General features: G+C 70.0%; 21 protein-coding genes. 12 read left to right on the top strand and 9 right to left on the bottom strand.

The genetic code is table 11. The features are described 5' to 3' along the window. Window positions 1-275: 275 nt before the first annotated feature. A complete protein-coding gene (locus ACZ7M2_RS26570; protein WP_471597478.1) occupies window positions 276-794 on the bottom strand; it encodes a transposase in 519 nt (172 codons plus the stop codon). Between ACZ7M2_RS26570 and ACZ7M2_RS26565 the strand changes: the two genes are divergently transcribed. Next, window positions 787-963, top strand: a complete 177-nt coding sequence (locus ACZ7M2_RS26565) for a hypothetical protein (RefSeq protein WP_471597369.1) — start codon at window positions 787-789, stop codon at window positions 961-963. The two genes, ACZ7M2_RS26570 and ACZ7M2_RS26565, sit on opposite strands and share 8 nt — an antisense overlap. A 378-nt stretch (window positions 964-1,341) precedes the next feature. After that, window positions 1,342-1,746: an FKBP-type peptidyl-prolyl cis-trans isomerase gene (locus ACZ7M2_RS26560; protein ID WP_093479447.1), complete on the top strand. Its 405-nt coding sequence runs from the start codon at window positions 1,342-1,344 to the stop codon at window positions 1,744-1,746. Between the two features lie 10 nt (window positions 1,747-1,756). On the opposite strand, the gene ACZ7M2_RS26555 is transcribed toward ACZ7M2_RS26560, so the two are convergent. Further along, window positions 1,757-2,722: a helix-turn-helix transcriptional regulator gene (locus ACZ7M2_RS26555; RefSeq protein WP_471597368.1), complete on the bottom strand. Its 966-nt coding sequence runs from the start codon at window positions 2,720-2,722 to the stop codon at window positions 1,757-1,759. 92 nt (window positions 2,723-2,814) lie between these two features. Between ACZ7M2_RS26555 and ACZ7M2_RS26550 the strand changes: the two genes are divergently transcribed. From ACZ7M2_RS26550 to ACZ7M2_RS26530, 5 genes are all read left to right on the top strand, one after another. Continuing rightward, window positions 2,815-3,180, top strand: coding sequence for a VOC family protein (locus ACZ7M2_RS26550; RefSeq protein WP_471597367.1), 366 nt, complete (start codon window positions 2,815-2,817; stop codon window positions 3,178-3,180). Window positions 3,181-3,251: 71 nt separating this feature from the next. Beyond that, entirely contained in the window at window positions 3,252-4,256 is a 1,005-nt protein-coding gene (locus ACZ7M2_RS26545; protein ID WP_471597366.1) for an IS481 family transposase, read from the top strand. Window positions 4,257-5,489: 1,233 nt separating this feature from the next. Next, entirely contained in the window at window positions 5,490-6,482 is a 993-nt protein-coding gene (gene dhaK, locus ACZ7M2_RS26540; protein ID WP_471597365.1) for a dihydroxyacetone kinase subunit DhaK, read from the top strand. A gap of 68 nt (window positions 6,483-6,550) precedes the next feature. After that, complete coding sequence (gene dhaL, locus ACZ7M2_RS26535; RefSeq protein ID WP_471597364.1) at window positions 6,551-7,150, top strand: dihydroxyacetone kinase subunit DhaL; 600 nt, start codon at window positions 6,551-6,553, stop codon at window positions 7,148-7,150. Next, window positions 7,143-7,568, top strand: coding sequence for a PTS-dependent dihydroxyacetone kinase phosphotransferase subunit DhaM (locus ACZ7M2_RS26530; protein WP_382117728.1), 426 nt, complete (start codon window positions 7,143-7,145; stop codon window positions 7,566-7,568). Before dhaL ends, ACZ7M2_RS26530 begins: the two co-directional genes overlap by 8 nt. 154 nt (window positions 7,569-7,722) lie before the next feature. On the opposite strand, the gene ACZ7M2_RS26525 is transcribed toward ACZ7M2_RS26530, so the two are convergent. Beyond that, window positions 7,723-8,388, bottom strand: a complete 666-nt coding sequence (locus ACZ7M2_RS26525; RefSeq protein WP_471597363.1) for a TetR/AcrR family transcriptional regulator — start codon at window positions 8,386-8,388, stop codon at window positions 7,723-7,725. A 165-nt stretch (window positions 8,389-8,553) separates the two neighbouring features. Here ACZ7M2_RS26525 and ACZ7M2_RS26520 point away from each other — a divergent pair, with 165 nt between their 5' ends. Further along, window positions 8,554-9,318 (top strand): SDR family NAD(P)-dependent oxidoreductase, encoded by a 765-nt coding sequence (locus ACZ7M2_RS26520; RefSeq protein WP_471597362.1) that lies wholly within the window; start codon window positions 8,554-8,556, stop codon window positions 9,316-9,318. A 38-nt stretch (window positions 9,319-9,356) separates the two neighbouring features. On the opposite strand, the gene ACZ7M2_RS26515 is transcribed toward ACZ7M2_RS26520, so the two are convergent. Then, the gene (locus tag ACZ7M2_RS26515; protein WP_471597361.1) at window positions 9,357-10,043 is read right to left on the bottom strand and encodes a glycoside hydrolase family 75 protein; all 687 of its coding nucleotides are present in this window, start codon (window positions 10,041-10,043) and stop codon (window positions 9,357-9,359) included. A 474-nt stretch (window positions 10,044-10,517) separates the two neighbouring features. Here ACZ7M2_RS26515 and ACZ7M2_RS26510 point away from each other — a divergent pair, with 474 nt between their 5' ends. The 3 genes from ACZ7M2_RS26510 to ACZ7M2_RS26500 all read left to right on the top strand — a co-directional run bounded on the left by ACZ7M2_RS26510 (window position 10,518) and on the right by ACZ7M2_RS26500 (window position 13,367). After that, window positions 10,518-11,522 (top strand): fibronectin type III domain-containing protein, encoded by a 1,005-nt coding sequence (locus ACZ7M2_RS26510; protein ID WP_471597360.1) that lies wholly within the window; start codon window positions 10,518-10,520, stop codon window positions 11,520-11,522. Window positions 11,523-11,543: 21 nt separating this feature from the next. Then, the gene (locus tag ACZ7M2_RS26505) at window positions 11,544-12,476 is read left to right on the top strand and encodes a LysR family transcriptional regulator (RefSeq protein ID WP_471597359.1); all 933 of its coding nucleotides are present in this window, start codon (window positions 11,544-11,546) and stop codon (window positions 12,474-12,476) included. Between the two features lie 306 nt (window positions 12,477-12,782). Continuing rightward, window positions 12,783-13,367: a hypothetical protein gene (locus ACZ7M2_RS26500; RefSeq protein ID WP_471597358.1), complete on the top strand. Its 585-nt coding sequence runs from the start codon at window positions 12,783-12,785 to the stop codon at window positions 13,365-13,367. An 88-nt stretch (window positions 13,368-13,455) separates the two neighbouring features. Here the strand turns inward: ACZ7M2_RS26500 and ACZ7M2_RS26495 are convergent, their stop codons facing one another. The 3 genes from ACZ7M2_RS26495 to ACZ7M2_RS26485 form a co-directional block, all read right to left on the bottom strand. After that, window positions 13,456-13,998 carry a PadR family transcriptional regulator gene (locus ACZ7M2_RS26495; RefSeq protein WP_352045404.1) on the bottom strand — a complete coding sequence of 181 codons (543 nt, stop codon included), beginning with the start codon at window positions 13,996-13,998 and terminating at the stop codon, window positions 13,456-13,458. A 65-nt stretch (window positions 13,999-14,063) separates the two neighbouring features. After that, window positions 14,064-16,079 carry an NADPH-dependent 2,4-dienoyl-CoA reductase gene (locus ACZ7M2_RS26490; RefSeq protein ID WP_471597357.1) on the bottom strand — a complete coding sequence of 672 codons (2,016 nt, stop codon included), beginning with the start codon at window positions 16,077-16,079 and terminating at the stop codon, window positions 14,064-14,066. Between the two features lie 175 nt (window positions 16,080-16,254). Beyond that, window positions 16,255-17,040: a putative protein N(5)-glutamine methyltransferase gene (locus ACZ7M2_RS26485; RefSeq protein WP_471597356.1), complete on the bottom strand. Its 786-nt coding sequence runs from the start codon at window positions 17,038-17,040 to the stop codon at window positions 16,255-16,257. A 238-nt stretch (window positions 17,041-17,278) separates the two neighbouring features. Between ACZ7M2_RS26485 and ACZ7M2_RS26480 the strand changes: the two genes are divergently transcribed. Beyond that, window positions 17,279-17,761 carry a MarR family winged helix-turn-helix transcriptional regulator gene (locus ACZ7M2_RS26480; protein ID WP_471597355.1) on the top strand — a complete coding sequence of 161 codons (483 nt, stop codon included), beginning with the start codon at window positions 17,279-17,281 and terminating at the stop codon, window positions 17,759-17,761. A 30-nt stretch (window positions 17,762-17,791) separates the two neighbouring features. Here the strand turns inward: ACZ7M2_RS26480 and ACZ7M2_RS26475 are convergent, their stop codons facing one another. Further along, a complete protein-coding gene (locus ACZ7M2_RS26475) occupies window positions 17,792-18,544 on the bottom strand; it encodes a GNAT family N-acetyltransferase (RefSeq protein ID WP_471597354.1) in 753 nt (250 codons plus the stop codon). After that, on the bottom strand, window positions 18,541-19,461 hold the full coding sequence (locus ACZ7M2_RS26470) for an NADP-dependent oxidoreductase (RefSeq protein WP_471597353.1): 921 nt from the start codon (window positions 19,459-19,461) through the stop codon (window positions 18,541-18,543). Before ACZ7M2_RS26470 ends, ACZ7M2_RS26475 begins: the two co-directional genes overlap by 4 nt. Between the last annotated feature and the right edge of the window lie 93 nt (window positions 19,462-19,554).

The following is a 19,554-nucleotide window of genomic DNA, read 5'->3' as shown; positions in this document are numbered from 1 at the left end:
ACCCGGCAGCCACACCCACGACCGGTCCCGAACCACCTCAGCGGTGGCACACTGAACAGACAACGGAGCCCCCACGAACCGTGACCTCGACACTCACAGTCCGCGCCGGGCTCCGTTCTCACGTCAACCCTCTGGCCAGCCCAAACAGCCCTAACTTCCCGGTCTTGCCCTTTACCCGCGTTCCTGCCCGACCCCGAACTCCCTTGCCACCAGCGGAAATACGCTAACTACCCGGCCTTGGGCCTTCCCCCGTGATGGTGGACACGCTTCGTTGATCACGCGGCGAGCGTGAGCTTAGCCGCGTGGTGTCGGCGTTCGTATTCGTTGGGGCTGAACTGACCGTTGGCGGAGTGCGGGCGGCGGGTGTTGTAGCGGGTCAGCCAGGCGAAAACCTTGTGCCTGCAGGTGGCCGGGTCGCCGTGGTCGCGGGCGCCCTGGAGCGTCTCGCGTTTGAGGGACGCGTGGAAACTCTTGCAGGCCACCCTGGCCTCGAGCTGCCTGATCCTCTCGTCCGGTTCCGAGGACGGCGTCGCCTGCGTGGCTCGGGCCGTCCTCCCGGCGCCCCGGGCAGCGTCCGGACCGACGCCGCGGCGTTCGCGGTCTCGCAGCACCCAGTTCCGCAGGGTGTTCCTGTTGATGCCCAGGTCGGCGCCGATACTCTTGTAGGTCGCCCTGGGTGTGGACTCGAACAGGGCCACGGCATCGGCCTTGAACTCGTCCAAGTGGTCCTTCATCGCCATCGGCGGTCTTCTCGCTTCCTCCGGATCAAGCAGATCCAGTATCAGCGTGTCCACCAATCAGGGGGAGGCTCCCACAGCCAGTCTCGCCGGCCTCGGCAGGTCCTTCGCCCTGCGTACCGAGCCCGATGAGTCCGTCAACCTGGCGGCCCTGCAGGCCGGAGCCGAGGAAGTCGCTGGCCATCTCGCGCGGGCGCTGATCGCGCACCACCCCTCCGCTGCCTGAAGCCGCCTCGACAGCGAACGGTCAAGGCCGCCGCCTGCTCAAGCTGCCGCTTACGCCTGAGAGCGCACCCTCGAACGCGGCACGGGCCCCCTTGTTGAGGTTCCAGCGTCACGCGGGGGTGGCTTATCAGCCGGTCAGGACGGGTTAGTGGGTGTTGAGGTTCGCCGTTTCGGCCGTCGCCCCGTTCTGGCGATTACCGTGTGCCCTGTGCGTGCCGGTCGCGTTCATCGGCCGTGCGAAAGATCATCACGTGTGGCCACTGGATCTGGTGTGCTCCGGGGGCGGGCGTTCTCGGTAGCGTGACCATCTGCTGCACGGAGTGTCCATGTGTCCGACTGGTCCGTGCGACGGCTTCCGGCTGATAGTGATGAGGCTGCAATGAGTGAACTGACGAAGCCCGAGGTCGACGTTCCGGAGGGTGACGCTCCTACCGAGCTGACCATCCGGGACCTGGTCGTCGGGGACGGGGCTGAGGTGAAGCCGGGCATGGTGGTCAGGGTCCACTATGTCGGGGTGACCTTCGAGTCCGGCAAGGAGTTCGATGCCTCCTGGGACCGCGGTCAGCCGTTCAAGTTCGCCCTGGGCAGTGGCAAGGTCATCAAGGGCTGGGACCGGGGGGTGAGGGGGATGAAGGTCGGCGGTCGGCGCGAGATCATCGTTCCCCCGCGTCTCGGCTACGGCAATCAGTCACCTTCGCCATTGATCCCGGCGGGCTCGACCCTGGTCTTCGTGGTGGACCTGCTGGACTCGTATTCCAGCACAACCGGGTGGAGCAACGCCTAGTTGTTGCGGGTCAGGACGTTGGTGACGGCGCATAGTGGTGGGCAAGGTTGGTGGCGAGGTCGCTGAGGTGAGCCCTGGCTTCGGTGGGGCCGTACACAGTGATGGCGCTCCCGAACGGCAGTAGTGCTCGCACGTCCTCCAGATGCAGGAAGCGGATCGTTACCTTGTGGCCGGTGGCGGATTCTTCATGATCGTCCCGGACGAGTCGTTGGCCAAAGATCCGTTGCGCTCGCTCGATCTGGGTCTGGTCGATGGTGGCGCTGACCTCTATCGCGTGGTTGTGTTCCCACTGATCAATGAGCGCTGCAGCGACGGTGGCCAGGGTCTGGCTCTCGCGGATCCGTCGTGGCTGGTCGACTTCTTTCCACGCCGTGATCCGTTCGAGTCGGTACATCCGTGGCACTCGGGCACAGTCGGCGACGAGGTACCAGATGCCGGCCTTGGCGAACAGCCCGTAGGGATCCACGACCAGGACGCGTGAGCATGACTCGTGGGGGCTGTCGTACTCGATCCGTAGCTGGCGACCGCGCCGCACTGGGCCGATCAGCGAAGCCGGAGTCGTGCCGGAAGTACGGGCCTGGAGCCAGGGACGGCTGTCCACGTGCACTACGTCGGTGAGCGGCAGGAGCTCATGAACTCGACGTGACTGTGTAGCGCCGATCTTGGAAAGCGCGCGCTGGCTTTCGACCGATGCGTTGAGCTCCGCACGTTGCTTCTCATCCAGCCCGGCGAGCGACAGATGATCACGCTCGCCCGGCGTGAGTCGCGTGAGGTCGAGCCCGGACCCGGGCAGCATGGTCACGCCTCCGAGGCGGCCCCGTTGCGCGGTCACCGGCAGACCGGCGTCGCGGAGCCAGTTCAGGTCCCGCGTGATGGTTCGAAGGGACACCCCGAGCGCCGAGGCAAGTTCCTGTGTGGTCACGGCATTCCTTGATGCGAGGAGCAGCATCAGGGAGAAGAAGCGGTCGGGGGTCACACACCAAGTTTTTCAGTAATTGCGACATGATGCGGCGCATATCCCGGTCAAGCTGGTGGATGCGTACCTACGACCTGTGAGAAGGAACAACCATGACCACATCCGTCGTGTCCATCGTCTATGTGAACGACGCGCCCGCCGCAGCGCGTTTCTACGGCGACCTCCTCGACATGAGCCCTTCGTTCGAGACGCCGGGATACATCACCTTCGACCTCGGGCCAGGCGCTGACCTCGCTCTGTGGTCTGACCAGTTCGAGGATCTGTCACCGGACGTCCCGCGCACCAGTGAGGTTTGCCTGGCCATCGACGGTGGACCCGACGAGATCAACGCGACCTTTAAGCAGTGGAAGTCCAAGGGGGTCACGATCCTGGGCGAGCCTCATGATGCGGGGTTCGGACTGACCTTCCTCGCAGCCGACCCTGACGGGAACCGTATCCGCGTCGCACCGCGGGACTGAAAGGCCGCAATGCGGAAGGCGCGCACGACAGGTGTCGCGCCTGCCGTCGTCTGACTTCGAGAGGACGACGAGTGCCCCACGCGAATGCGCGCCTGAGCGTCGAGGGCCGTAGGCGGCTCGTGAAGCGGTGCCAGACACGTCCCATCGCCCACGTCGCCGCTGAGATGGGCATCTCTCGCGCATACGCCAGCAAGTGGGTAAATCCCTGGCGGCTACACGGTGATGCGGGATTGCAAGACCGGCCGTCGAGTCCGCACCGGAGTCCGAACACGACTCCAGCATGGGTCATCGAGCAGATCGAGTCCTGGCGCCGCGAGCACAAGTGGTCCGCGCAACGGATCACCGACGAACTTGTCGGTATCGGTTTTGTGATCAACCGGCGAACCGTCAGCCGACACCTGACCCGGCTCGGCCTCGGCAAACGCCGCTTCATCGACCCAGGCGGTGAGAACAACCGGAAGCCGGGGAAGATCACCGCCCGCTGGCCCGGACACATGGTGCACCCGGATGTGAAGAAGGTCGGCCGGATCCCTGATGGCGGCGGGTGGCGGATCCACGGCCGGGACAGCGATCAGGCCAAGGTCGCCAGTCGGGCGAAGTCGGCCGGGGCGAAGCGCGGCTACATCTACCTGCACTCCGTCGTCGATGGTTTCTCACGGCTCGCCTACACAGAACCGCTGGGCGATGAGAAGGGCGCTACGGCTGCTGCCTTCCTCGCCCGGGCGAAGGTCTGGTTCGCCGCCCACGGCATCAACCACATCCACCGGGTCGTCACCGACAATGGCGCTTGCTACCGCTCCGGCGACTTCGCCCGCATCGTCGGGCAAGGCACCCGGCATCAGAGAACCAAGCCACACACACCTCGGCACAACGGGAAAGTGGAGCGCTACCAGCGCATCATGGCCGAGGAAGTCCTCTACGCCCGCGAGTTCACCAGCGAGGACGCCCGGTCAGCCGCGATCGCAGTGTGGAAAATCCACTACAACTACCACCGGCCGCATAGTGCTGCCGCCGGAAAGCCGCCAGCAGCACGCCTCCGCGAGAGCGTCACCAACGTCGAGCCCTCATACACCTAGTGACCCTGGCCGCTCCTCCCCTGCGGCGTGCTGCATCGTCCGCCGGGGTGGGCGCCGCCGTGCTCCTCGCTGTCGCTCCTGCTTCCGCCTCCGCAGCGTCCGAACGGTTCCGCTGCGACTCGTCGACCGCCGAAGGCCACGAGGCGACCGACTTCCTCAACGGCCCACCCGGCGCCGCCGCCCGGACGTCTGAACCCGCCGGCCGTGCTCGGCAAACGGGGGAGGTCCCCGGCGGAATCCAGCTCGTCGCACCGCCGATCACAGCACCGGTCCGAGGAGGCCCCGCCCAGCAGCAACACATTGCGCAAGCCGATACGGACCAAGATCCGGACCATTTCCGGACCAGCACCCCGCCAGAGAGCCGCACCAGCTACTGTTTCCCCTGGTCAGCTTGGGTGCAACTGCTGTACCACCAGCAGACCAAGAACCTGCTGGCGCTCTCCTCTGGATTCGCGCGCTCGACCGCCACTCACCTTGGATGCTGCCGCTTCTCTACCGAGTATGGGCAACACGCCGCACATGTCCGTATGCCAGGGGCCTCCCGTGGCATGGAGGGTGCGAGTGGCGCTGGGGAGGCCCGTCGGAAGCATGACTGCGTAACCGGGCACTCATCGCATTGGGGTGCCATCACAGCGCCCCGGGACGAACGGGCCGCACGGGAAAGCCGCATAGGACAGCGGGAAAAAGGGAAAGGGAGCTCAAGCATCCGCCGCAGGATCAACAGTAACCGCGGTCTCCCTGTTCGGGAATGAACCCTCGCGCTGAGCCGACACCTTCGCCGGAATCGGCTCCAGCCCACTGCGCAGGAGCCACTGCAGGGGTTACTTTGTTGTTCACGGAACGCACTACCGCTGGGCACGGCGCGCCATCTCGGTGGCCAGTTCGGAAGGCTAGCCAGTGACTGTTGCCAAAGCGGACGTGCCGCGCTTCCCAGACAGTCGGGGAAGCTGGCGAAACCGTCTGCACGACCACCTGCGCCAGTTGGCATCCGCACACGCGACCCGCCCCCGGTATGCATCGATACTGCCGAGAGCAGCCTCCCGGAACATATGCCGCGCACAGCCACACCATTCTGGCGCCTCGTCACCAAAGTCAGCATTCAGTCAGCATCAGTACCGCCAGAACCCGCTTTCAACCACCAAGGACCGCCAAGATCGTTAACTGGCTCACCCCAGCCTGACCTGCAAAGATAAAGGTCAGGGCCTCACCTGCTAGTCTCATCAGGAGGTACCCATGAGGATGCTCATCAACGTGGCGGAGACGGTGGTCGCGGACGCGCTGCGGGGTATGGCGGCCGCACATCCCGAGCTGACAGTGGATGTGGACAACCGGGTGATCGTACGGCGGGACGTCCCGGTGCCCGGCAGGGTGGGACTCGTCTCCGGCGGTGGGTCGGGGCATGAACCGCTGCACGGTGGATTCGTAGGCCCCGGGATGTTGTCGGCGGCCTGCCCGGGCGAGGTCTTCACGTCACCGGTGCCGGACCAGATGCTGCGCGCGGCGGCGGCCGTGAACAGCGGCGCGGGCGTGCTGTTCATCGTGAAGAACTACACGGGGGACGTACTCAACTTCGACATGGCGGCCGAGCTCGCCGAGGACGAGGGCATCCGGGTGGCGAAGGTCCTCGTCAATGACGACGTCGCCGTCACCGACAGTCTGTACACCGCCGGACGGCGCGGCACCGGCGCGACCCTGTTCGTGGAGAAGATCGCGGGCGCCGCGGCCGAGGAGGCCGCCCCGCTGGAGCGGGTGCAAGCGCTGGCCCGGCAGGTGAACGAGAACTCCCGCAGCTTCGGCGTCGCACTGAGCGCCTGCAGCACGCCGGCCAAGGGCAGCCCCACCTTCGACCTCCCGCCGGGGGAGCTGGAGCTCGGCGTCGGCATCCACGGCGAGCCGGGCCGGGAGCGGCGCGCGATGATGACCTCGCACGAGATCGCCGACTTCTCGGTCAACGCGATCCTGGAGGACCTGAACCCGCGCAATCCCGTCCTGCTGCTGGTCAATGGCATGGGTGCGACGCCGCTCCTGGAGCTGTACGGGTTCTACGCGGAGGTGAACCGGGTGCTCACCGAGCGCGGGGTGCCCGTGGCGCGCACGCTGGTCGGGAACTACGTCACCTCGCTGGACATGGCGGGCGCCTCGGTGACGCTGTGCCAGGTGGACGAGGAGTTGCTGCGGCTGTGGGACGCGCCGGTGAAGACGCCCGCGTTGCGCTGGGGCGTGTGAACCCCGGCGGCATCAGCATGATGCCGCCCTCCCGCCCGGTCAACGTTCGTACCACGCAAGGAGATTCTGTGCTCGACGCCGAGTTCTTCCGCCGTTGGATGACGGCGACCGCCGCGTCCGTGGACCGCGAGGCGGAGCGGCTCACCGCTCTGGACTCGCCGATCGGCGACGCCGACCACGGCAGCAATCTGCAGCGCGGGTTCACCGCCGTGGTGGTCGCGCTGGAGAAGGAGGCGCCGGACACCCCCGGCGCCGTTCTCACCCTCGCCGGACGCCGGCTGATCTCCACGGTCGGCGGCGCGTCGGGGCCTTTGTACGGCACCCTACTCCGGAGTACCGGCAAGGCCCTGGGGGACGCCGCGGAGGTCACCGAGGAACAGTTCACGGACGCGTTGCGCGCGGGAGTGGACGCGGTGATGGCGCTGGGCGGAGCCACGCCCGGCGACAAGACCATGATCGACGCGCTGGTGCCCGCGGTGGACGCGCTCGCCGAGTCCTTCGCCGCGGCGAAGACGGCCGCCGAGGAAGGCGCCGTCGCGACGACACCACTCCAGGCCCGCAAGGGCCGGGCCAGCTATCTGGGCGAGCGCAGCATCGGGCACCAGGATCCGGGTGCCACGTCCTCGTCCCTGCTGGTCGGCGCGCTCGTGGAGGCCCGCGATGAGTGAATCCCCAGGCAGCACGAACCAGTTCGTCGGCATCGTGCTGGTCTCCCACAGCGCCGCCGTCGCCGCCTCGGTCGCCGAGCTGGCGACGGGACTCGCGGGCGGCGACACGACCGCTCCCGTCGCCGCCGCCGGCGGCACGGTGGACGGCGGTCTCGGCACCAGCGCCGAACTGATCTCCGCGGCGGCCGCCTCGGTGGACCGCGGCGCCGGAGTCGCCGTGCTCACCGACCTGGGCAGCGCCGTCCTCACCGTGAAGGCCCTGCTGGCGGAGGGGGACGAGCTCCCCGACAACAGCCGCCTGGTGGACGCACCCTTCGTCGAGGGCGCGGTGGCCGCGGTCGTCACGGCCTCGACCGGAGCCGACCTCGCGGCGGTCGAGGCGGCGGCCGCGGAGGCGTACACCTACCGGAAGGCGTGAGAGCAGGGGCTGGAGCGTGTGAGTGCCGGGGGCCGGAAGGTGTGATTGCGGGGCCGGGGAGCTCTGAGCGCTGGGCCGGGAGGTCTGAGCACTGGGGCACGAAGGCCTCGTCGGCCGGGCGTCGACCGCGGTCGACCGGCGCCCGGCCCAGCCCTCAGGCGAGCCCTTCCGCGACGATGGCGAGGGCCGAGCGCACGGTCGACACCAGTTCGGCCTGCGCCACCGCGGGGTCGGGCTGCTCCTCGTCCGTGCGCCACGCATAGTGCTCGACCGCCGTGCGCAGGGCGCTGTTGAGCATGGCGGCCTGGATCTCCGAGCGCAGGTCGATGGCGGGCAGGCCGGCCCGGTCGGCGAGGGCGCGGGCGAAGACAGGCTCGGCCTCGTCGTGCGCCTGGAGCCAGACGGCGCGCAGGCCCGGCTCGGTCCGGGTCAGTCTCATCAGCGCCCGGATCTTGGGGAGGTGCGGTCGGGGCATCGAGGGGTCGCCGGTCGTGACCGCCCGTTCCAGGGCGTCCTCGAGCGGCCTGCCACGGCGCCATTCCCGCAGGGAGGCGGCTATCGCGTCGATCCCGGCCGCGAACAGCGGGCTCACGCAGCTTTCCTTGCTCGGAAAGTAACGCCACACGGTCCGCGCGGAGACCCCGACCGCCTGCCCGATCTGCTCCCCGGTGGTCGCGGCCACCCCATGGGCGACGAACAGTTCTACCGCGGCGCGGGCGATCTCCAGCCGGATCTCGGCCTTGCGCCGCTCGGTCAGCGGCGGCCGGCCCGTACGGCCGCGGCCCCGGCCGGGGGGTTCGGTGATCGCGCCGTCCGGCACTGGCAACTCCCTCGACTCGACGACGGGCCGCTGCCGCCCGGGGCTGCCGCGATTCTATCGATCTCGAAAACGGCTCCAGACTTTATGTCATCGAGAGACATTAAGTCGTACTGTGTGGCGCACGACGACCTCGTCGCACCACGCACGCACTTCTGGGAGCACGTCATGAGCACCACTGGACTGGCCGGCCGCAGCGTCATCGTCACCGGAGCGGGCTCCGGAATCGGGCGGGCCACCGCCCTGGCCTTCGCAGCGGAGGGCGCCCGGGTCCTGGTGGCCGACCTCAACGTCGAGGGCGCCGAGAAGGTCGTCGAGGAGATAACGGCGGCCGGCGGCACCGCCGTGGCCGTGACGGGCGACCTGAGCGAGCAGGCCGTGATCGACCGGGTGACCGCGACCGCCGTGGAGCAGTTCGGCGGGGTGGACGTGCTGGTCAACAACGCCGGCATCATGGACCGCATGTCGGCGGCCGGTGAGGTCGGCGACGCGGAGTGGGAGCGGGTCATACGGGTCAACCTCACCGCTCCCTTCCTGCTCACCCGGGCGGTGCTCCCGCACATGCTGGAGGCAGGCAAGGGCGCCATCGTGAACACCGCCTCCGAGGCGAGCCTGCGCGGCAGCGCTGCGGGCGCCGCGTACACCGCCTCGAAGCACGGCATCGCGGGCCTCACCAAGTCCCTCGCCGTGACGTACCGCAACAAGGGCATCCGGGCCAACGCCATCGCCCCGGGCGGCACGAAGACCGCCATCACCGTGGACGCCGACCGCGAGGCCCTCGGCCCGCAGGTCCTCGCCTCGTACATGGGCAATGTGGGCACCGCGGCCGAGGCCGAGGAGCAGGCCGCCGCCATCCTGTTCCTCGCCTCCGACGCGGCGAGCAACATCAACGGCGCGATTCTGCCCGTCGACAACGGCTGGTCGGCGGTCTGACGCCCTCGAGCACCTGAAGGAACCGCCATCGCGGCCGCTCAGCCGCCGCGCACGAACTCCCGGGCCAGTCGCTCACCCGCCGTCACGGCTGCCGCGTGATCCTCGATGGGCGACACCCGGGAGTTCTTGAAGGCGATGTAGGTGACCCCGGAACTCGTTCCGCCACCGTGTGGGTCGGGGCGGATACCGAGCGCCTTGGCGGTGGCGTACGAGGCCTCGCCGATGACGTCGCGCGGTCCGATGTCGCCGACCACCGCGTACTGGACCCGGTCCTGGTAGATCACCGCGACCACCGAGCCGCCTCGGATGCCGTCGACGCGGTGGTCCCAGATGCCACTGGGTGCGGGCACCACGACGTACGGGAGGGTCTCGGAGCTCAGATACCGCCCGTCGGACTGCTGGTACGCGGTGGTCCCGGAGAAGAGCGCGTCGGTCCGCCCGTTGCACACGAGACCGGAGCGGCCGTCGCAGTCGATATCCATGTCCGCCTTCCAGAACACCGCGCTCCGCGTGCCGCAGACGGGAATCTCGGCGCGGCTGCCGTCGTCGGACCGATAGCGCCCCTTCGAGACGGGCACGCAGTCACGGACCTTGGCGAGCAGATCGGCGGCGCGCACACTCCCCTCCCGCACCGCCACGGGCGGGCTCGGACGGGCGGCGGGAAACGGGACGGGAGCGAGCAGGGCCACGCTGGCCGCGGCCAGCGTCAGCGACTGAACACGCACGATAAAAGACCCTCTCCTGGTGGACATTGACGGTCGTTCGGCAAAATTTGGCGTGTTTCTGACGGTGCGTCCACTGGGAAGGGGCCGGACGGCGCACAGCGGGCCTGACGGGGGCACGGCGGGTGCACGGCGAATTCGCGGGTACACGGCGGATTCGACCGATGCACGGCGTATTCGGCTGGCGCACAGCTATTCGGCCGGTGCACGGCGTATTCAGCGAGTGCATTGCGGCCGAGAGCCCGAGCCGTGGTGGACCCGGGCTTCTCGACCGCCCTCGCCGGCGCGGCATCAGCGACGACAGCGGTCCGCGCCGTGGGCACGAACTCCCCTGCCGAGAGGGTAAGTTCACACCGCGTCAGGCATCAGCATACGGAGCCCGAGGACGGTCCGACGAACGGCCGCCGCCCCCTTGATGTGACCGCGCCAGCCGTGTCTTATAGGTACAGACCAATCCCGTCGAGGGAAGGCAGGCCGGTGCGACGCGTTTCCCTTGGGTTGATCTGCGGCTCGCTGCTCGCCCTCACCGCGTGCGGGGGAGGTGCGGGAGCCGATGCCGGGGGCGAGCGGCTGCCCCCGGCCCCGATGGGGGTCACCGCGACGGCGGGCAGCGCGACCAGCGTGCACGTCATGTGGAACCGCGTCTCCGGGGACGTGAAGGTCACCGGTTACGAGGTGTACCGCGGCACCACACGGGTCGAGCGGGTCCCCGGCGACGAACACATGGTGGACGTCACCCGGCTGGCCCCGTCCACGAAGTACGTCTTCACGGTCCGCGCCCTGAACACCGACGGGAACCCCGGACCCCCCAGCGAGCCCGTGCGCGCCACTACACCGGTCGCGGCCGCCGCCGACCGCACGCCCCCGACCCGCCCCGGGCGCCCGCACGGCAAGGCCGTCGGGAGCCGGGCGGCCCAACTGGAGTGGTCGGCGTCGACGGACACCCGGGGCGTGGTCTCGTACGACGTCTACCAGGGCGGCTCGAAGATCCACAGCGTGGGCGGCGGACAGACGGCGACCGTCGTCACCGGGCTGAGACCCGGCACCGCGTACGCCTTCACCGTGCGAGCCCGCGACGCGGCGGACAACCTCTCCCCCGCGAGCGCCGTCGTCCGGCTCAGCACCGCGCCGGGCGCGGACGACGGCCGCGGCACCGCGCCGACCGGGTTCCGCGCGACGTCCCACCGCACGGACGGGGCGTACTACCTTGACCTCTCCTGGCTGCCGCCGCGCACGGACGGGGTGATCACCGAGTACCGGATCGACCTGGACGGCCGACAGGCGACCTCACTCGTCTGGGGCGGCACGCCACCCAGCGGCAGGGCCACCTACAGCTTCTACGTGGGACGGGAGGCCGGGGTCGCGTACCGGGTGCGGATCAGCGCGAAGCTGCCGGACGGCACCTGGGGCGGGTTCTCGGCCGAGCGGACGGTGACGACGGGCGCCGCCACGGGTGGGAACGCCCGCAGCACCCCGAAATAGGCGAACCGTAGGCTCACCCCTGTGCCCCATAGCGAACCCAATGCCTCCACGGCTCCCCTGGACATCTCCCTGCTGCGCACCTTCCTCGCCGTGCACCGCGCGGGGTCGTTCACGGCGGCCGCGCGGCTGCTCGGCCTGTCCCAGCCGACGGTGACGACGCAGATGCGTTCACTGGAGGAGCAACTGGGACGGGAGCTGTTCGAACGGCAGCCACGGGGCGTGGTGCCCACGTCGGTGGCGGACGAACTCGCCGCGGAGGTCGCCGCGCCCCTGGACGCGCTCGTGGCGGTCGCGGACCGCCGCGGCGCCGGCGCCGACCAGCCGCCGGACCCGGTGCACCTGGCGGGCCCGGCCGAGCTGCTGTGCACGCGCGTCCTGCCCGCGCTGGCGCCGCTGACCGCACAGGGCGTACGTCTGCGCGTCACTCCCGGCCTCACCGACGAACTGCTGGACGGACTGCGCGGCGGCCGTTTCGACCTGGTCATCGCCACGACCCGGCCGCGCGGTCGCACCCTGACCGCCGTGCCGCTGATGGACGAGGAGTTCGTGCTCGTCGCCGCCCCGTCGTGGGCCGAGCGCATCGACCCGGCCCGAGTGGCGGCCGAGGGGCCCGCCGCGCTGCACGGGGCACCCCTGGTGACGTACGCCGAAGATCTGCCCATCGCCCGGCGCTACTGGCGGCACGTGTTCGGCGTACGGCTGACCGGCCAGGCGTCGATCACGGTGCCCGACCTGCGAGGCGTACTGGCCGCGGTGGTCGCGGGCGCCGGGATCACCGTGCTCCCCCGCTATCTGTGCCTCGACGCGCTGGCCTCCGGTGCCCTGGTGCCCCTGCTGTCCCCCGAGGAACCGCCCATCAACACCGGGTACCTCACTCACCGGCCGGGCGCGTCGGACAACCTGCATGTGGCGGTTGTCCGAGAGCGGCTGCTTCAGGCGGGTCGCACGTGGTGATGACGGAGAGCAGAGAGCAGGTAGCAGATAGCAGCTGACGGATGACAGATGACAGATATCGTTATCCGTCAGCTGTCATCCGTCAGCTGCTATCTGTCATCTGTCATCTGTCATCCGCACGGAGAGAATCACCAGCGAAACGCGGAGATTCATCCGCCGGACGAACGAATTCGTCACCTGCTCGGTCCCCGTCCACGTGCACCCCGAGCCGGAGGCGCATTGGCTCTCCCTGAGGCAGCACGGGCCTTTCCAATCCTCGGCGGCGCATGGGATGTACCGCCAACCGTGCCGCTGGAGGGCAGACCTATGCGTACTTCTCAGATATTCCTTCGCTCCGGCCTGACCGTGGCCGCCGTCGCTGCGCTTCCGCTCACCCTGACCGCTCCGTCGGCCGCTGCCTTCGGTTCGGGGATCTCGGTGAGCACCAGCGGGTCCAGCGTCTCGGTCACCACCAATTCCTGCCCGAGCAAAGGCAGCAGTTTCGGCGGCGCCTCGCTGCTCGCCAATGGGCAGGTGAACTTCTCCCAAGGCCGCCAGATGCCGTTGTCCGGAACGAGCACCACTCAGTCGGCGGTCTGGTCCAACGTCAGCGCTGGCACCTATACCGTCATTGTGGTCTGCCAGGACGGGACGACGGCCGGTACGCAGTCCGTCATCGTCTCGACCAGCGCGGTCCCCAAGGTCACCAAGACCCCGAGGATCTCCTCGCCCTCTTTGCCCTCCTTGCCCTCCTTGCCCTCCTCGCCGTCACGCGGCGTGCTGGGCGGTCTCGGCGGGGCCACCAAGGACTACAGGACCGCCACCTTGGTGGGCGGCAGTGCGCTGGTGGCGTCGGGTGTCGTGGCAACGGCCTGGTACCTGCGCCGCCGGGCCAAGCCCCACCGGCTCTGATCCCGGGGTCCGTCGCACCGGTGGCCGTCCGTCCGACTCCGGTGACTCCGGTCCGTTGGACGGCCGACTCCGGTCGAGAGGACGGCCCCTACTGCTTGTCGAGGTGCTCGAACTCGTCCAGCGCATGCGTCAGCCACTGGGTCCAGAAGGTCTCCAGGTCGATCCCGGCCCGCAGCACCAGATGCCGCAGCCGGTCCTGGGGAGCGTCCTTGCCGGGCGGGAAGTCGCGCTTCTGGATCTCCTCGTACTCGGCCAACTGCCTTTGGTGCAGGTCGAGATGGCGGCGCAGGTCCGTCGCGATGCCCGCGGTGCCGACGACGGCCGAGGCGCGCAGCCGCAGCAGCATCGTGTCCCGCATGGGCTTCGGGTCCTGGGACGCGGAGGTCCAGCGGGCCAGTTCGTCGCGGCCCGCCGGCAGCACCTCGTAGCTCTTCTTCTGTCCTCGGGCCGGCTGCTGGGACGGCAGGGCGCGGATGTAGCCCTCGGACTCCAGTCTTCCCAGCTCGCGATAGATCTGCTGATGCGTCGCCGACCAGAAGTAGCCGATCGACTTGTCGAACCTCCGGGTCAGTTCGAGGCCCGACGACGGCTTCTCGAGCAGGGCGGTGAGGATCGCGTGCGGGAGTGACATGGGGTCATCCTAGGGACGCCGGACCGAGGCCCCGGGCGAGACCGCCCCGGCCGCGGCGCGGCCGGTCACAGCGCCGCCGCCAGCTCCGTACCCTGCTTGATGGCGCGCTTGGCGTCCAGCTCGGCGGCCACGTCGGCACCGCCGATGAGGTGCACGCTGCGCCCCGCCGCGGACAGTTCCTCGTACAGGTCGCGGCGCGGGTCCTGGCCGGTGCACAGCACGACGGTGTCGACCTCCAGGACCTGACGGTGGCCCTCGACGGTGACGTGCAGTCCGGCGTCGTCGATCCGGTCGTACTGGACGCCCGGGACCATGGTGACCCCCCGGTGCTTGAGCTCGGTGCGGTGGATCCAGCCGGTGGTCTTGCCGAGTCCGGCGCCGACCTTGGAGGCCTTGCGCTGGAGGAGGTGGACCGTGCGCGGCGGGGCGGGGCGCTCGGGTGCGGCGAGGCCGCCGGGTGCCTGGTAGTCCATGTCGACGCCCCAGTGGCGGAAGTACGTCGCCGGGTCCTCGCTCGCCTTGTCGCCGCCGTCGGTCAGGTACTCGGCGACGTCGAAGCCGATGCCGCCGGCGCCGAGGATCGCGACGCGGTCGCCGACGGGGGCGCCGTCACGCAGGACATCGAGGTAGCCGAGGACGCTGGGGTGGTCGGCGCCGGGGATCTCGGGGGTGCGCGGGCTGACGCCGGTGGCGACCACGACCTCGTCGTAGGTGGAGACGTCCTGGGCGGCGACGCGGGTGTTCAACCGGACGTCCACGCCGTGCAGTTCGAGCTGGGTGCGGAAGTAGCGGATCGTCTCGTCGAACTCCTGCTTACCGGGGACCTTGCGGGCCACGTTGAGCTGGCCGCCGATCTCGCTCGCGGCGTCGTAGAGGGTGACGTCGTGGCCGCGTTCGGCCGCGGAGACCGCGCAGGCCAGGCCGGCGGGCCCGGCGCCGACGACGGCGACGCGCTTGCGCAGCCGGGTCGGTGCGAGGACGAGCTCCGTCTCGTGGCAGGCGCGCGGGTTGACCAGGCAGGACGTGATCTTCCCGCTGAAGGTGTGGTCGAGGCAGGCCTGGTTGCAGCCGATGCAGGTGTTGATGGCCTCCGGCTGCCCGGCCGCCGCCTTGGCCACGAAGTCGGGGTCGGCGAGCATCGGTCGGGCCAGCGACACCATGTCGGCGTGGCCGTCGGCGAGCAACTGCTCGGCGAGTTCAGGGGTGTTGATGCGGTTGGTGGTCACCAGGGGGATGGAGACCGCGCCCATGACCTTCTTGGTCACCCAGGTGTAGGCGCCGCGCGGCACGGAGGTCGCGATGGTGGGGATACGGGCCTCGTGCCAGCCGATGCCGGTGTTGATGATCGTCGCTCCGGCCGCCTCGACGGCCCGGGCGAGCGTGATCACCTCGTCCAGGGTGGAGCCGCCCGGCACCAGGTCCAGCATGGAGAGCCGGTAGATGATGATGAAGTTCTCGCCGACGGCCTCGCGCACGCGCCGCACGATCTCGACGGGGAAGCGCATGCGGTTCTCGTACGAGCCGCCCCAGCTGTCCTCGCGCTGGTTGGTCTGCGCGGCGATGAACTCATTGATCAGATAGCCCTCGGAGCCCATGATCTCGACGCCGTCGTACCCGGCCCGCTGTGCGAGCTCGGCGGCGCGGGCGTAGTCGTCGATGGTCCGCTCGACCTCGGCGTCGGTGAGCGCGTGCGGCGGGAAGGGGCTGATCGGGGCCTGCAGGGCGCTCGGGGCGACCAGGTCCTGGTGGTAGGCGTAGCGCCCGAAGTGCAGGATCTGCATCGCGATCTTCCCGCCTTCGCGGTGCACCGCGGCGGTGATCTCGGTGTGCTGCTCGGCCTCCGCCTCGGTGGTCAACTTCGCGCCGCCCTCGTACGGCCGTCCCGCGTCGTTGGGCGCGATGCCGCCGGTGACGATGAGACCGACGCCGCCACGGGCCCGGGTCGCGTAGAACTCCGCCATGCGCTCGAAGCCTCGCTCGGCCTCCTCAAGGCCCACGTGCATGGAGCCCATGAGCACGCGGTTGGGCAGCGTGGTGAAGCCCAGGTCGAGCGGGTTCATCAGGTGCGGGTAACGGCTCATCGGGCCCTCCGTGGCGGTGTCGTGTGTCTGTTGTAGACGACGGACAGCGCCTTATGCAACTAGTTGCACAATGGCGGAGGTCACTCGCCGAGGGCCAACCCCGCTCCCTGGCGACGGGCGGGCCTGCGCCGTGGCGACGGGCGGGCCCGGGCGTTCGCCGAGCCCGCCTCGCAGGTCAGGCCGCCCGCGGCGGCCTGGTGCCGATCACCACGTTCGCGTACAGCTCGTCGGAGACGGCCAGCGTGGCGGTCAGACCGCCGCGGGCGAAGGCCTCGACGGCCGCGGGGGCCTGGCGCTCGCTGGTCTCGACCAGGAGGCAGCCGCCCGGGGCCAGCCAGCGGGGCGCCTCGACGGTGACGCGGCGCAGGACGTCGAGGCCGTCCGCGCCGCCGTCGAGGGCGACGAGCGGTTCGTGGTCGCGGGCTTCCGGCGGCAGCAGGCCGACCTCGTGCGTGGGGACGTACGGCACGTTGGCGGTGAGGACGTCGACCCGGCCGCGCAGGGCGTCGGGCAGGGCCTCGAACAGGTCGCCCTGGTGGACGTGCCCGCCGAAGGGTGCGACGTTGCGGCGCGCGCAGCGCACGGCGGCCGGGTCGATGTCCGCGGCGTGCAGTTCGGGCCCGCCGAGGGCGGCGGCCAGCGCGGCACCCACCGCGCCGGAGCCGCAGCACAGGTCCACGACGAGGGCGGCGCCGCGCGCGCGAGCCACGGCCTGGTCGACGAGGAACTCCGTGCGGCGGCGGGGTACGAAGACGCCCGGCTCGACGACGACGCGCAGGCTGTGGAACCGGGCCCAGCCGAGGACGTGTTCGAGGGGGAGTCCCGAGACGCGCCGGTCCACCATGGCGGTGACCTCGTCCGGGGTGCGAGCGGTGGAGAGGATCAACTCCGCCTCGTCCTCGGCGAAGACACAGCCGGCAGAGCGGAGCGCGGCGACAACGGAATCGGAAAGAGGGGGCATGAGAGCCGAGAAGCCTTTCGGTGAGCCGAAGGGCGCTCTCGCGGTCACCTACAGGCGGCGATCCGCAGGGTCCTGAGGTGAGAGCACCCGACCTGACACAGCGGTAATGGGTCTCACCTCCTCGGCAACTCCCGGGCTGGGGTGGTCCGCAGCCAGGACGGTCACCTTACAGGAAGGGCCGGACGGCGGGAGAGGTGCTCCCCCGCCTCGCGCCGGTGTCGGACCGCCAAGTTGTACTATGCAACTAGAGGAAGGAGCTCCCGTGAATGCAGCCGATGCGTCCGTCGAGACCATCCAGCGCGAGATGACGGCCTTCGCCCGCCGCGCCCGGGCGTCGGCGGGGCGTATGCATCCGGAGCTGTCGCTGGTCTCGTACACCCTGCTGGGTCATCTGGAGGAGAGCGACGGCTGTCGTGCCACCGACCTCGCCGCGCACTACGCCCTGGACAAGTCCACGGTGAGCCGACAGGTGACGGCGCTGGAGCGGGCCGGGCTCATCGAACGCCGAGTCGACCCCGAGGACCACCGGGTGCAGGTGCTCCAGCTGACGGAGGCGGGCACCCGCATCCTCGCCCAGGTCACCGAGAGCCGCCGGATCGCGTTCCGTGAGCGGCTCGCGGACTGGCCGGCGGCGGACCTGGAGCGGTTCGCCGCCTACCTGGTGCGGTACAACACGGCGGCGGCCGGGGAACCGCTCGCCGCGCAGGCCTCCGGGAGCTGAGGCTTCATCACCGGAGGCCTTCGGGAGCCGTCAACGGACCCCCACGGCCTGGCCGTCCGTCAGGTGCTCCGGAACCCGTGCCGCCATGAACCGCGTGCTGCGGCGCAGCTTGAAGCCCAGGGACTCGTAGAGCCGGATGGCGTTGGTGTTGCTCGCGGCGGTGTGCAGGAAGGGGGTCTCGCCGCGTTCGCGGATGCCGTGCGCCACAGCCAGGATCAGGCGGGTGGCGAGTCCCTCGCCGCGGAAGTCCGGGTCGGTGCAGACCGCGCTGATCTCGGTCCAGCCCGGCGGGTGCAGCCGCTCGCCCGCCATGGCGATCAGCACGCCGCCGCGCCGGATGCCGAGATAGGTGCCGAGTTCGACGGTGCGTGGCAGAAAGGGGCCGGGCCTGGTGCGCTCCACGAGGTCCAGCATCTCGGGTACGTCGGCGGGGCCGAGCCGCACCGCCTCGGCGTCCGGCGCCGCGGCGAGTCCGTCGTCGACGAGCTGGACACCGTCCAGGCTGAAGGTCACCTCCCAGCCTTCCGGCGTCGGCCCGTTGAAGCCGGCCAGCGGAGCCTCGCCGCCAGGTCCGACGAGGGCCGCGAGGTCCGCCCAGTCGTCGTCGGTCGGGTGGTCGGGCAGGGCCAGCCACGGCGACACGTCGACGGGATAGCGCAGGACGTGTCCCCGGCGTTCGGCGAAGTGCGCGTGCGGGCCCGTCAGCGAGGCGAGGGCCGGGTTGTCCAGCGGGTGCGTGGCGTCGGCCGGCGGACGGGGGCTCGTGATGCGACGGTCACTCATCGGGCGACCTCGATCACGATCTTGCCGCGGGCGTGGCCGTCCTCGACCGTGCGCAGCGCCTCGGCGGCCCGGTCAAGAGGGAAGGTCCCCGTCACGAAGGGCCTCAGCCGGCCGTCGACCACCAGGCGCGCCACCTCGTCGAGGACGGCGGCGGTACGGGCGCGTTCGACGGGTCCTCCCCCGAGCCGGGCGGCGGTCTCCCGGTCGGCTCCGGTGATCAGCTTCGTACGGTCGTCCAGCAAGGTCGCCGCGGCTTCCAGCACCTCGCCTCCGACCAGGTCGAAGACGGCGTCCACCCCGTCCGGCGCGGCGGCCCGCACCCGCTCGGCCAGATCCGGGCCCGACGGGACGTGCACGGCCCCGAGCTCCTCGACGAAGTCCTTCTTGCCCTCGCTCGCGACGCCCACCACGGTGAGTCCGAAGACGCGCGCGATCTGCGTGGCCGCGACACCGACGCCACCGCCCGCACCGGTGATCAGCACGGTCGCGCCGGAGGGCAGGCCGAGCTGGTGGATGCCGTCGTACGCGGTCGCCGCGGCGACGGGCAGGGCCGCCGCGTCCGTGAAGGAGAGGTCGGCGGGTTTGTGTGCGGCGGTCGCGGCCGGCAGCAGGGTGTACTCGGCGTATCCGCCGGCCACCGGGTTGCCGAAGACCTCGTCCCCCACGGTGAAACTGGTCACGTCGGGACCGAGCTCCTCGACGACGCCCGCGACCTCGTTGCCGAGGACGGCGGGGAGCTCGCGTGCCCCGGCGCCGGGGCGGGCGAACCCCGTCCGCTGCTTCCAGTCGACGGGGTTCACGCCCGCCGCGCGGACCGCCACGAGTACCTGGCCGGGGCCCGGGCTCGGCCGGTCCTGTTCCACCAGGGCCTCGGTCTCCGGTCCGCCGTACCGGGTGAAGACGTACGCCTTGGGCATGTGCTTCCTCGCTCTCCTCGTGCCGCACCGCGGGCGGCACTATCGGCAAGGAAGATCACGGCGCGGCTATTCCCGGGCCCCGGGAGTGTTCAT

This window comes from Streptomyces sp. NPDC111507 (assembly GCF_055638955.1).
Note: the sequence above shows the minus strand (reverse complement) of the source record. Positions and strands in the feature narration are given on the sequence as shown.